This is a genomic window from Ancylobacter moscoviensis, from assembly GCF_007559435.1.
In the GTDB taxonomy this organism is placed as follows: domain Bacteria; phylum Pseudomonadota; class Alphaproteobacteria; order Rhizobiales; family Xanthobacteraceae; genus Ancylobacter; species Ancylobacter moscoviensis.
This window is the reverse complement of record NZ_VMBP01000003.1, coordinates 309,776-322,201: the sequence shown is the minus strand read 5'-3', so window position 1 is coordinate 322,201 and position 12,426 is coordinate 309,776. Positions and strand designations below refer to the sequence as shown.

General features: G+C 69.6%; 12 protein-coding genes. 3 read left to right on the top strand and 9 right to left on the bottom strand.

The annotated features are described in order from the left end of the window. Nucleotide 1 precedes the first annotated feature (1 nt). On the top strand, nucleotides 2-214 hold the full coding sequence (locus tag FO470_RS11560; RefSeq protein ID WP_144343106.1) for a DUF1059 domain-containing protein: 213 nt from the start codon (nucleotides 2-4) through the stop codon (nucleotides 212-214). Nucleotides 215-369: 155 nt separating this feature from the next. Here the strand turns inward: FO470_RS11560 and mgtE are convergent, their stop codons facing one another. From mgtE to FO470_RS11515, 9 genes are all read right to left on the bottom strand, one after another. After that, a complete protein-coding gene (gene mgtE / locus FO470_RS11555) occupies nucleotides 370-1,800 on the bottom strand; it encodes a magnesium transporter (protein ID WP_144343105.1) in 1,431 nt (476 codons plus the stop codon). A gap of 215 nt (nucleotides 1,801-2,015) precedes the next feature. Continuing rightward, nucleotides 2,016-2,747 carry a (5-formylfuran-3-yl)methyl phosphate synthase gene (locus tag FO470_RS11550; RefSeq protein WP_144343104.1) on the bottom strand — a complete coding sequence of 244 codons (732 nt, stop codon included), beginning with the start codon at nucleotides 2,745-2,747 and terminating at the stop codon, nucleotides 2,016-2,018. Nucleotides 2,748-2,754: 7 nt separating this feature from the next. Beyond that, nucleotides 2,755-3,321, bottom strand: a complete 567-nt coding sequence (locus tag FO470_RS11545; protein WP_144343103.1) for a DUF447 domain-containing protein — start codon at nucleotides 3,319-3,321, stop codon at nucleotides 2,755-2,757. Beyond that, nucleotides 3,311-4,798: a DUF6513 domain-containing protein gene (locus tag FO470_RS11540; protein WP_144343102.1), complete on the bottom strand. Its 1,488-nt coding sequence runs from the start codon at nucleotides 4,796-4,798 to the stop codon at nucleotides 3,311-3,313. The genes FO470_RS11545 and FO470_RS11540 overlap by 11 nt, the downstream gene beginning before the upstream one ends. After that, entirely contained in the window at nucleotides 4,791-5,357 is a 567-nt protein-coding gene (locus FO470_RS11535) for a flavoprotein (RefSeq protein ID WP_144343101.1), read from the bottom strand. The genes FO470_RS11540 and FO470_RS11535 overlap by 8 nt, the downstream gene beginning before the upstream one ends. Beyond that, the gene (locus FO470_RS11530) at nucleotides 5,354-5,962 is read right to left on the bottom strand and encodes an amino acid kinase family protein (RefSeq protein WP_144343100.1); all 609 of its coding nucleotides are present in this window, start codon (nucleotides 5,960-5,962) and stop codon (nucleotides 5,354-5,356) included. The genes FO470_RS11535 and FO470_RS11530 overlap by 4 nt, the downstream gene beginning before the upstream one ends. Nucleotides 5,963-6,211: 249 nt before the next feature. Next, nucleotides 6,212-7,018, bottom strand: a complete 807-nt coding sequence (locus FO470_RS11525) for a TrmH family RNA methyltransferase (RefSeq protein WP_144343099.1) — start codon at nucleotides 7,016-7,018, stop codon at nucleotides 6,212-6,214. Nucleotides 7,019-7,192: 174 nt separating this feature from the next. Beyond that, on the bottom strand, nucleotides 7,193-9,010 hold the full coding sequence (locus tag FO470_RS11520; RefSeq protein WP_144343098.1) for an ABC-F family ATP-binding cassette domain-containing protein: 1,818 nt from the start codon (nucleotides 9,008-9,010) through the stop codon (nucleotides 7,193-7,195). A 72-nt stretch (nucleotides 9,011-9,082) separates the two neighbouring features. Then, on the bottom strand, nucleotides 9,083-9,490 hold the full coding sequence (locus FO470_RS11515) for a VOC family protein (protein WP_335880680.1): 408 nt from the start codon (nucleotides 9,488-9,490) through the stop codon (nucleotides 9,083-9,085). A gap of 186 nt (nucleotides 9,491-9,676) precedes the next feature. Between FO470_RS11515 and FO470_RS11510 the strand changes: the two genes are divergently transcribed. Both FO470_RS11510 and exbB read left to right on the top strand, forming a co-directional pair. Next, nucleotides 9,677-11,104 carry an FAD-binding oxidoreductase gene (locus FO470_RS11510; protein ID WP_144343276.1) on the top strand — a complete coding sequence of 476 codons (1,428 nt, stop codon included), beginning with the start codon at nucleotides 9,677-9,679 and terminating at the stop codon, nucleotides 11,102-11,104. 215 nt (nucleotides 11,105-11,319) lie between these two features. Further along, the gene (exbB, locus tag FO470_RS11505; RefSeq protein WP_144343097.1) at nucleotides 11,320-12,420 is read left to right on the top strand and encodes a tonB-system energizer ExbB; all 1,101 of its coding nucleotides are present in this window, start codon (nucleotides 11,320-11,322) and stop codon (nucleotides 12,418-12,420) included. The last annotated feature ends 6 nt before the right edge of the window (nucleotides 12,421-12,426 follow it).

The following is a 12,426-nucleotide window of genomic DNA, read 5'->3' as shown; positions in this document are numbered from 1 at the left end:
TATGGGCCGAATGTTCGTCGATTGCCGGGAAATGCCCGGCGACAAGAAATGCTCCGTCGCCATCGCCGCCGACAATGAAAAAGAACTGCTCGACGCGGTGGCCCAGCACGCCGTTTCCGTGCATGGCGCCACGGATACGCCGGAGCTTCGGAGCCAGCTCAAGAAGGCGATCCATCAGGGCACGCCTCCCATGGCGGTTCACCGCGCCGCCTGACGCGACCTTGCCGTTCCCGGCCGATGGTGCGCGGTTCCGGCCGGCCATCCACGGTTTCCACCCGCAAGGGCATCAATCCCCGGGCAAGGCCCGGGGATGACGTGGTTCATGTGGCCGGCGCGGCCAGAGCGGGTTCCGCGCCGCCACCTCCGCCCCTACAGCAGCGTTCCCTGCAGGATGAGCAGCGCGACGCTGAAATAGATCACCAGGCCCGTCACATCGACGAAGGTCGCTACGAAGGGCGCCGAGGCGCTCGCGGGGTCGAAGCCGAGCCGCCGCAGCACGAAGGGCAGCATCGAGCCGATCAGCGAGCCGAAGGTGACGATGGCCACCAGCGCCGCGCCCACCGTCGCCGCCACCAGCACCCAGTGCTCGCCGTAATCGTGCAGGCCGAGCATCTGCCAGGCGGTGATGCGGGCCATGCCGAGCACGGCGAGGATGGCGCCGAGCACGAGGCCGGAGGGCAGCTCGCGCAGCGCCACGCGCCACCAGTCGCGCACCTTGATCTCGCCCAGCGCCAGCGCACGGATGATGAGCGAGGTCGCCTGCGAGCCGGAATTGCCGCCCGAGCTCATGATGAGCGGGATGAACAGGGTGAGCACAATGGCCCGCTCCAGCTCGTCCTCGAAATGCTGCATGGCGTTGGCGGTGAGCATCTCGCCGAGAAACAGGATGGAGAGCCAGCCGGCACGCTTCTTCAGCATGTTGAAGAAGCCGATCTCCATATAGGGCTCGTCCAGCGCTTCCATGCCGCCGAACTTCTGCACGTCCTCGGTATTCTCCTCGATGATCGCGTCGATCATGTCGTCGACGGTGACGATGCCGAGCACATGCTCGTTCTCGTCGACCACCGGCACGGCCAGCAGGTCGTATTTGGAGATGAGGCGCGCCACGTCCTCGCGGTCGACGAGCGGGGTGGTGGTGATCGGGTCGTGCTTGGGCGCCACGGTGAGGATGGGCTGGCCCGTCTCGCCGGTGATCAGCTGGCGCAGCGTCACCGCCTTGATCAGCTTGTGGGTGATGGGGTCCAGCACATAGATCGCGTAGATCGTCTCGCGGGTGCGCTCGATCTGGCGGATATGGCGCAGTGTCTCGCCGACCGTCCAGGTGGAGGGGACGGTGACGAACTCGGTCGTCATCAGGCTGCCGGCCGTGTGCTCGGGCCAGGCGAGCAGGCGGTTCAGCTCCCCCTGCGTCTCCGGCGGCAGGCGCGCGAAGAGATGTGAGCGTGCCGGCTCGTCCATCCAGCGAAACAGGTCCGCCGCGCGGTCGGCGGACATTTCGGAGACGAGGCGCACCGCCTCCTCGACCGGCAGCGCTTCGATGAGCTCGCTGGTCAGGTCGACGTCGGGCAGGTCGAGAATCTCGACCTGCTGCTCGCGCGGCAGGCTGGCGAGCACGGCGGAAGCGGTCTTCGGCTCCTGCTCGTCGAGCGCTTCGGCGATGTCGGCGGGGTGTTCCTCGGCGAGCTCGGCCGCAAGGGCGGCGGCGTCCACCGTCTCGTCGTTGCGGCGGAGATCGTCACGGCGGTCGTCACGGCGGAAATTGTCGCGGCGCTCGGGTGCCGGATTCCGGTTGTCTTCCATTTCGGCTCTCTTTCCGACGTCCGGCCTTCGGAAGGCGGGCGCAGGGAGCCGAAACCCAGATCAGTTCTGCGGTCGGCTCACGGCGCCGGCCGCCGCCGGCCGGACAATCGACTGTAACTGTCGCTGGGCATGGTTAGGGGATTCCGATTTCGCCACGGTGACACGCGGCGCGGGGGAGATGGACCCGCGCGGGCGGGGAGTCAACCCTCGTGAAATCAGGGGCGCGGCAGGTCGCTGGGAGCGCGCAGCCGGGCGCTCACCTGGCCGAGCCGCAGGGGATCGAGCGTGCCGGAGCGCCCGCCCGCGCACAGCGCGCCGCGAAAGCCGAGATAGTCCGCGCCGACGCCGATCAGGCCCGGTATGTCGTCGATCCTCAGCGAGCCGGCGAGGCCGGTGATCAAGCCGTGCCGGCGAGCCTCGCTCACGAACTGGCTCAGCGTCAGCGGGTCGAGATGTTCGGTCAGCGAGCCGGACTTCTTGTCCGCCGTGTCGATCATCACGCCGGCGAAACCGGCGCGGCCGAGCGTGCCGATGAGGCCGAAATCCGGTCCCTCGTCGGCGAACATCACGCCGATCAGGCGGGTGCGGGCGGCGAGCGGGGCGAGCGCTTCCACGCATTCCCCGGCATGTTCGGAGGCGAACAGGCCGAGCTTGACGATCGGCACGCCGGTGGCGGCGACCCGTTCGGCGGCGGCGCGCATCAGCGCGGGCACCATGGGCTGGTCGCCGGCGGTGGCACTCAGCGCCGGGCGTGCGTGCGCGGGCATCTGCGTGCCCCAGGCGTTCCACAGCATCACCGCGGCGGTCAGCGCCTCGGTGCTCCACGCACCCAGCGCACCGAAAGCCGGCTGCTTGAGATCGACGATGTCGGCGCCGCCCGCGCGTGCCAGCTCCATCTCATGGAGATCGGCGACGCTGGCGAGCAGGCCGGGCGGGGTCTCGCTCATGCCGGGCTCACGACGCCCGCTTGCGGCGGTGCTCGGCGACAGCCTCGACCATCCAGCCCCAGGCTTCCAGTTCCTCCGGCCCGGCGGTCTTCTCCACCGCGATGGCGAGATAGGCCATCTCCTGGTCGACCTTCTCGTCGGGCAGCATGGTGAGGCGGCTCACCAGCACGGCGGCCTCCAGCACCGCCGCCTTGGCGCGGTTCAGCCCCTCGAAGCGGCGGTGGCCTTCCGAATGGTAGGTCTTGCAGAAGAATTTCGGCCGCTGCGGATCGTCTTCCGCCCGCTCCACCGTGATCTCGTCATGGGAGAGCGCGTCGGCGAGGCGCGGGCACTCGATATGGGTGGATTTCATCACCTCGACGGGCACGCGCCGGCCGGCGACGCAGCCGGCGAAGATGCGCACGTCGTCGGTGAAGTTGATCACCGCGATGCGGGTGCTGGCAAGGTTGTCCAGCGTGCGCGAGGGGCGGAAGGGCTGAAGCAGATAGCCGCCCTCGATCACCGTCGCACCCATCGGGGCGATGTGCGGCTCGCCCTCGCGCGAGCGGGTGGTGACGATGACTTCACGGATCACTTGAAGGCGCCTTTCCCGATGCGGCCGGCTTGTCGACCTTGGCCTGCAAGGTCGTGCCGGCTTCCTTGAATGTCAAACGATGGGCCTCCTCCGGGCTGCCGGCGATCTCGCCGACGACGCCCCATCTCAGGCCCTCGTCCTGCGCATAGCGCTTGCCGAGCTTGTAGGCGATCTCGGCGCGCGCCGTCTCCACGCCGAGATAGAAGGCGTGCGCCCCGTCGTCCTCGACCTTGAGGTGCGGGAACAGCGCGAAGGGATCGGCCGCGACGTGGTGGCCCTCGCGGTTGTAGATGTGGATGCCGTCCTCGGTCACGTCGATGCGGAAGTTGCGGTCGCGCACCTCCGCCGCGAGGCGGGCGATGTCCTCGGGCGCGGCGGGGAAGGGCTTGCGGTCGCGCAGCGCCATAAGCCCGCCGCCGAAGCCCTGCGGCAGCGCCCCGGCCTGCCGGGCAGCGTAGAATTCGCGCCGCGCGCGGTCGAACTCGCGCACCGCCGTGCGGCAATGCGGGCTCACCTGCACCGCCAGCACCGCCTGGATGTGCAATTCGGAAATCATCCCCATCAATATGGCGTTGATGCCGGTGGTGTCGGCGTCGGTCAGCTCGGTGACGTTGCCGATGCCCATCAGCATCGGGATGTCCGGGTAGCGCCGGCGCAGCTCGGCGTAGCGCACCACCGAAGGCGTGAAGCCGTAATGGATGGGGTCGAGGATGGGGTCGGCGTAGAAGGGCTGGCCGGCGGCGAGGCAGGCGTCCACGGCGCGGCACAGGGAGTCGAGATCGCCCTGCTTCGCCGGCACGAGAACCGGCACCGCCGTCCCTTCCTTGGCGATGTGCAGGTTGTCCTCGTTGAGGCTGAGCAGGAAATCGGCGCCGGCGCGGGTGGCGCGCGCGAGTTCGGTGAGATCGAAGCTGTCGACGCTGACCTTCAGCCCCTCCGCGTGCAGGGCGGCGATGGCTTCCTCCAGATGCGGGAAGGCCGTGTCGGGCATGCAGCCGAGATCGACGACGTCGGCCCCTTCGCCGCGCAGGTAGAGCGCGCGCGCGACGATGCCCTCCACGTCGAGCACGGTGGCGTCGACGATCTCGGCGAAGATCGTCACGTCGTGCTTCGACAGGTCGACCGCCCGGCGCTGCTGGCCGAAATAGTCGGGAATATCCGCCATCTCGTCCGGCCCGCGTGCGAAGGGCACGCCGAAGAAGCGCTCCAGCCGGTCGAGATCGCCGCGGAAGCGGCCGGGCATCAGCACCCGGTCGGTGCCCTCCGGCAGCTTCAGCCGGCGCTCGACGATCTCCGCCGTCATCAGCGCCGCGACCTTGACCCCGACATTGACCACCACCGGGTCGAGCGCCGCGTCGGCGATCTCGCCGGCGATCTTCGTCAGGCGCGGCTCGGCCAGCGAACCGGTGACGAGGGCGATCCTCGAAGGTTTCTTCGCGGCGGTGGAGGCGGTGTCGGACGCGTTCTCGTCAGCCATCGACGGGGGCGGCCTTCTCGGCGAGGTGCAGCTGGCGCGCGGCGATGGCGTCCTCCAGCTCGCGGATCGATTCGACCACCGTGGTGTCGTCGAACTCCTTGAGCTTGGCGGTGTTCTCGAGGTCGATGCGGCGCGGATAGACCGGCACCGGGCCCTTCGGCGCCATGGTGATCATCTCTGGCGCGGTGTCGCAGGCGAAGACGATGGCGTGCACGCGGCATTTTCCCGCCTGCGCGAAGCAGTTCGTCACCAGCGTGTCGGAAATGCCGAACACTGCCTTCGCCACCGTGTTGGACGAGGCGGGCGAGACCACCAGCGTGTGGTAGAGCCCCTCGTAGAAGCGCCCGACCGGGGCGGAGCTCGCCGTGGTCTCGTGGAAGATGCGGGTGTCGGCCGGCAGCTCCTGCTTGTACATGCGCAGCACCTCTTCCGCCGCCTTGGAGACGAAGAGGTCCACGGCATCGAGCGCCTTGATGAGGGCGATCGACTCCGTGAAGAAATGCCCCGAGCCGGTCAGCGCCCAGGCCCAACGCGGATAGACACCCTTCTTGACGCTCATGCCGCGAGGCTCCCATGTTCGAGCGAGGCCAGCGCCGCCTCGACCGTCGTCACCGCGACGGGGCCGGCAAGGCGCGCGGCGAAGGCCGGAAACAGCGGATCGACCAGCCCGGCGGCGGCCCAGTCCGCCGGCGCGCTGCCCGGCGCGGCGGCGGTGGACTTTACCAGCACCAGCCCGGCGGCGCCGGTCTCGCCGGCAAGCCATGCGGCAAGGCTGTCGGAGGTCAGATCCCAGTTCTCCGGCAGGTCGCGCGCGGCCAGCGCCATGCGGGCCGGCAGCCAGAGCGCGGCACGCCCTTCGGCCTGCGCGTGGGCGATGGCTTCCGGCCCGTCCGCGAGCGCAATATGGGGGGCGAGGTCGGCGAAAGCGATGGCGGTCTGCTCCATGGCGAGGATCGCCATGCGGTGGCAGGCACCCTCGCTCAGCGACAGGCGTGGCTGCAGCACGCGCACACCGTCGGCCAGCGGGCCGCCGCCGGCGACGAGGAGCAGCGGCGCGCCACGCCGCGCCAGCGCGCCGAGCAGCGCCGGCAGGCGCGGATCGCCGGTCAGGCTGCCGCCGAGCTTGACGATCTCGGGGCGGCGGGGGAGTTGAAGGTCCGGCATGGTCTGACTTCCGTTCGGGGCCGAGAGGCTACGCCAAACGCCGGGCCGCGCAAGCCGGCGCAAGGCGCCGCAATATCAGCAAAAACTGCCGGGCCAAAGGCGGCAGCGCATAGAAAAAGGCCCGAGGTGAAACCCCGGGCCTGACAAGGTGACGATCAGTCAGACGGCTGCCCGCCTGTATCAAGTACGCCGGAGCATGCGCCTCGGAATCGCGATTGTCGAGCGCTGATTCGCGCTCTCACGCGTGCTTTATCGGCCTGACGTAAGGGCGTGTAGCGCGATACCGCCGGCGGTCGCGACGTTGAGGGAATCGAAGCCGGCCCTCATCGGAATGCGCACCGTGCGGGTGCGGGCGAGGATGGATTCCGGCAGGCCCGGTCCCTCGGCGCCGAGCAGCAGCGCGGCGCGCTTCGGCCGGCGGATATCGCCAAGCGCGGTCGCGCCCGCCGGGCTCAGCGCCAGCAGCTCGAAGCCGTGGGCGGCGAGCAGGTCGAGGATCGCTTCGGCCGAGCCTTCGCGTGCGAAGGGCACGACGAGGCTGCCGCCGACGGAAACGCGGATGGCCTTGCGATAGAGCGGATCGCAGGAGGCGAAGTCGAACAGCGCGGCATCGGCGCCGAAGGCGGCGGCGTTGCGCATGATGCCGCCGACATTGTCGTGGTTGGTGATGCCGAGCGGCACCACCACCAGCGCCTCCTCGGGAAGCGAGGCGACGAGTTCCGCCATGGAAGGCATCTCGCCGCGCAGCCCGACGCCGAGCAGGCCGCGATGGATGTGGAAGCCGGTGATGCCGTCGAGGATCGCCTGCGAGGCGGTGTAGATCGGCAGCCCCTCGGGCGCCTGTGCCAGCAGTTCGCCCAGAGCGTGGACGCGGCTTTCCGCCAGCAGCAGGGATTCGAGCTTGAAGCGGTTGCGCGGGGAGAGCGCCACGTCGAGCACGGTCCGCCCCTCGACGATGAACCGCCCGCCGCGCCCGACGAGATCGCGCTCCTTGATGACGCGATAGGGCTCGATGCGCGGGTCGTCGGAGGAGGCGAGGGGAATGAGAAGGGGCATGGCGCGTCTTATCGTCTTCCGAGGCCGATGTCGCGGCTCAGCGGGGCAGAAGGCGTGGATGCCCGGCTGAAGGCCGGGCATGACGTGGATCTGGCTGGAGCGTCCAATACGAACGCCGTCATGGCCGGGCTTGGCCGGCCATCCACGGCTTTACCTATGGCGCAGCGGCACCGCTTACGCCCCCAGTTCCTCGCGCAGCATCTCCAGCTCCAGCCACTGTTCCTCTGCCTTGGAAAGCTCGCCCTGCGCCTTCTCCAGCGCGGCGGAGGTTTTGGCAAAGCCGGAGGGGTCCTTCGTATAGAAGTCCGGCGCCTGCATCTTCCCGGCGAGCTTGGCGATCTCCGCCTCCAGCGCGGCGATCTGCTTGGGCAGTTGTTCCAGTGCGTGCTTCTCCTTGTAGGAGAGCTTGCGCTTCGGCGCGCCCTTCTCTGCCGGGGCGGGCGCGGCTTCGGGCTTGTCCGCCGCTTTGGGTGCCTTCTCGGCGCCGCCGCGGGCGGTCACGCCCTGGCCGCGCTGGGCCACCATGTCGGAATAGCCGCCGGCATAGACGTTCCAGTTGCCGTCGCCCTCGAAGACGATGGTCGCCGTCACCGTGCGGTCGAGGAAGTCGCGGTCGTGGCTGACCAGCAGCACGGTGCCGGCATAGTCGTCGATCATCTCTTCCAAGAGGTCGAGCGTTTCGAGGTCGAGGTCGTTGGTCGGCTCGTCGAGCACCAGAAGGTTCGAGGCCTGCGCCAGCGCGCAGGCGAGCAGCAGCCGCCCGCGCTCGCCGCCCGAGAGCGAGGACACCGGCGTGCCGGCCTGCTCGGGCGCGAACAGGAAGTCCTTCATGTAGCCGATGACGTGGCGCGGATTTCCGCCGATGAATACCTGGTCGCCGCGCCCGTCGGTCAGCGTGTCGCGCACCGAGCGGGTGGGGTCGAGCTTGGCACGGCGCTGGTCGAGCGTCGCCATTTCGAGATTGGTGCCGAGCTTCACCGTGCCGCTGTCGGGCGCCAGCTCGCCGGTCAGCATCTTCAGCAGCGTCGTCTTGCCGGCGCCGTTGGGGCCGACGATGCCGATGCAGTCGCCGCGCTGGATGCGGATGGAGAAGTCGCGGACGATCACGCGCTCGCCGAACGACTTCGAGATGTGTTCGGCCTCCATCACCAGCTTGCCGGAGGTTTCGGCCTCGGTCGAGGTCAGCGTGACCGTGCCGAGCGCCCGGCGGTGCTCGCGGTACTGCTTGCGTAGGTCGGCGAGCTCGGCGACACGGCGCATGTTGCGCTTGCGCCGGGCGGTGACGCCGTAGCGCATCCAGTGCTCTTCCGCGACGATCTGCCGGGCGAGCTTCTGCTGGTCGCGTTCCTCTTCCTCCAGCACCTGGTCGCGCCATTCCTCGAAGAACCGGAAGCCGCGCTCCATGCGCCGCGTCTGCCCGCGGTCCAGCCAGACGGTGGCGCGGGTGAGGTCTTCGAGGAAGCGCCGGTCGTGGCTGATCAGCACGAGAGCGGAACGAGTCGAGGCGATCTCGCTTTCCAGCCATTCGATGGCCGGCAGGTCGAGATGATTGGTGGGCTCGTCGAGCAGCAGGATGTCCGGCTCGGGCGCCAGCACGCGGGCGAGCGCGGCACGGCGGGCCTCGCCGCCCGACAGGCTCGCCGGGGATTCCTCGCCGGTGAGGCCGAGTTGTTCCAGCAGGTAGCGCGCGCGGTACTCCTGGTCGCCCGGCCCCATGCCGGCCTCGACATAGGCGAGGGTGGTGGCGAAGCCGGAGAGGTCCGGCTCCTGCGGCAGATAGCGCACCGTGGCGCCGGGCTGCACGAAGCGCGTGCCGGAATCCGCTTGCACAAACCCGGCGGCGATCTTGAGCAGGGTCGACTTGCCCGAGCCGTTGCGGCCGACGAGGCCGACGCGCTCGCCCTGGGAGACGGAAAGCTCCGCCCCTTCGAGCAGCGGCGTGCCGCCGAAGGTGAGCCTGATGTCCTGAAGCAGAAGAAGAGGTGGCGCCATGGCGCGGGGATAGGGGATGCGCGGCCGGCGGGCAAGGGGCAGGCGTCGGAAGCCGCCCCCTCCGGCGCGGCGTTATTCCGGCAGTCCGTAGCGGTGGAAGACGGCGGCGAGCTTGTTGCCGTCGGGGTCGCGGACATAGGCCGCGTAGAAATGTGGCGTGTAGTGCGGGCGCAGGCCCGGCGCGCCATCGCTGCTGCCGCCATGGGCGAGCGCGGCGGCGTGGAAGGCGTCCACCTGCCCGGCGCTGGCCGCGCGCATCGCCACCATCGGTCCGTTACCGGGCTGCGGGGCGTTGCCGTCGAAGGGATGGCACAGCCAGAGGCTGACGCCGCCGTCATAGTCCGGGCCGTAGCCCGCCCAGCCGGGCGTCGCATCGTCGCTGCGGCTCTGGCCGAGGCTCGCCATTACCGGATCGTAGAAGGCGAGGGAGCGGTCGAAGTCCGAGACGCCGAGCGTGACGTAGAGGATCAGCGAAGGCATATGGATCTCCTGTCCTGCCGCGGGATGTACCGCGATCCTGATGCAGGGGCGGGACGGGTCAAGCGCCGGCATCCGGGCTGCGGCGATAGAACATGGTCGCCTGGCACGCGCGCCCTCCTGACCCGCGCCGCGAGCGCGCCTATGATCCGGGAACGACGCCACGCAGCCAGCCATCCGGACGCCGCCATGCTCTCCACGCCTTCCGCCGACCTCGCCCCGCTCCTTGCCGCCATCGCCGGGCGGATCGGTGCCCAGCACGTGCTGACCGACCCGGCCGACATGGCGCCCTATCTGCGCGAGGAGCGCGGGCTCTATCAGGGGCGGACGCCGGCGGTGCTGCGGCCCGGCACGAGTGAGGAGGTCGCCTTCATCGTCGGGGCCTGCGCCGACGCGGGCGTTCCCGTCGTGCCGCAGGGCGGCAATACCGGGCTGGTCGGCGGGCAGATGCCGTTCGGCGAGGTGCTGGTGTCGCTCGCCCGGCTCGACCGCATCCGCAACGTCGATCCCGTCGACATGACGATGACGGTGGAGGCAGGCTGCATCCTCGACAAGGTGCACGAGGCGGCGGAGGCGGCCGGCTGCCTGTTCCCGCTGCACATCGCCTCGCAGGGCTCCTGCCGCATCGGCGGCAATTTGTCGTCCAATGCCGGCGGCACCGCCGTGCTGCGCTACGGCAATGCGCGCGAGCTGGTGCTCGGCCTCGAGGTCGTGCTCGCCGACGGGCGGGTGTGGAACGGCCTCAAGCGGCTGCGCAAGAACAACGCCGGCTATGACCTGAAGCAGCTCTTCCTCGGCACCGAGGGAACGCTCGGCATCATCACCGCCGCCGTGCTCAAGCTGTTTCCCCGGCCGGTGCAGCGCACCACCGCCTTCCTCGCCGTGCCCGACCCGCAGGCCGCTCTCGCCTTGCTCAAGCGCCTGCGCGGCGAGGCGGGGGACGCCCTCACCACCTTCGAGCTGATGGCGGCGTTCGGCGTCGAGACGGTGCTGAAGCACATGCCGGGCGTCGTGCGTCCCTTCCGCGACACCCATGACTGGTATGTGCTGGCCGAGTTCTCCGCCCCGACCCGCGCCTTCGACCTCGCCGCGCTGATGGAGGAAAGCCTCGGCGCGGCGATGGAGGCCGGCGAGGTGACCGACGCGGTGATCGCCGCCAGCGAGGCGCAGGCGGCCAATATGTGGCGGCTGCGCGAGGACATGTCGGAGGCGCAGAAGCACGAGGGCGGCTCGATCAAGCACGACGTCTCGGTGCCGGTTTCGCGGGTGCCGGAGTTCCTCGGCCGGGCGCTCCCCGCCTGCATGGCGGCGCTGCCGGGGCTGCGGCCCTGTCCGTTCGGCCATGTCGGCGACGGCAATATCCACTTCAACCTCAGCCAGCCCGTGGGCATGGAGAAGGCTGCCTTCATCGGCATGTGGGAGACCTTCAACCGTATCGTTCACGACATCGTGGTGGACATGGACGGCTCCATCGCCGCCGAGCACGGCATCGGCGTGCTCAAGCGCGAGGAACTGGCGCATTACGCGGACCCGGTCGGCCTCGACCTGATGCACCGGCTCAAGGCGGCGCTGGATCCGGCGGGTACGCTCAATCCCGGAAAGGTCATCGCTTCGTAGTTGGCAATATTTCTCAGTCTAGAACGATGATAAACTGGATTTCGTCAGCGTATTCATTGTTTTGAAGTGTTCTACAGTTGCCGTTTCGGGCGTTTTTATATTGTCGAGCGCGCGCTTGCGGGTTTATGGAAGCCGGTAACTGACGGGCCGGCCCGCCGATACGTCCGTGATGGAACGTGTGGCGTGGCGGCCGACCGGAACTTCGGAAACCCGCCATGCCGACACTTCGCAGGACTTCTCCGCATCGCACCGGCCTGAGCGCGCTGCTGGCGCTCGCCGTTCTGCTCGCCGCTCCGGCGGGGATGCAGGCCCTGGCGCAGCAACCGGCGGCCGAGGCCACGGCACAGACCGGCGTTCCCGCGCCGACGGCGCCCGTCGTCCAGTCCCCCCCTGCCGTGGCTCCGTCCGTCCAGACCCCGGCCCCCGCCGTCCAGACGGGCGCGCCCGCGACCGCGGAAGCCGCCGATCCGCTGGTGCCGCCTCTGGTCCCGGCCGGCGCGGCGGCCGATGCCGGCGCGACGACGCCCGGCGCTGCGGATCCCGCGCTGGCCACGTCCGCCACGGAAGGCGAGGACGCCTCCGTCGCCGCCCAGCTTCCGCACGACCTGTCCCCCTGGGGCATGTTCATGGCCGCCGACTGGGTGGTGAAGGCGGTGATGATCGGCCTCGCCTTCGCCTCGGTCGTGACCTGGACGGTCTGGCTCGCCAAGTCGCTGGAACTGATGGTCGCCAAGGCACGCCTGCGGCGCGCGCTGAGAGGCTATCTCGCCAGCGCCTCGCTGGACGAGGCGCGTAAGGTCGGCGCCGCCGGCCCGGCGGGTGCCATGCTGCGCACCACCGATCTCGAGCTCCAGCGCTCCGGCGACCTGCCAGCCGACGGTATCAAGGAGCGCGTGTCGATTTCGCTCAGCCGTATCGAGGTGGCGGCGGGGCGTGCCATCACGCGCGGCACTGGCCTCCTCGCCACCATCGGCGCCACCGCCCCCTTCGTCGGCCTGTTCGGCACGGTGTGGGGCATCATGAACTCCTTCATCGGCATCTCGAAGGCGCAGACCACCAATCTCGCCGTGGTGGCGCCGGGCATTGCCGAGGCGCTGCTCGCCACCGCCATCGGCCTCGTCGCGGCCATTCCGGCGGTGGTGATCTACAACCACTTCTCCCGCCAGGTGTCCGGCTATCGCGTGCTGATGGGCGACGCCTCGGCCGAGGTGCTGCGCCTGCTCTCCCGCGATCTCGACCGGCGCGACGTGGCGCGCCGCGCCCGTCCCGAGGCGGTGCGCTCCGAGGCGGCGCGCCTGCGCGCAGCGGCGGAGTGAGCCGGC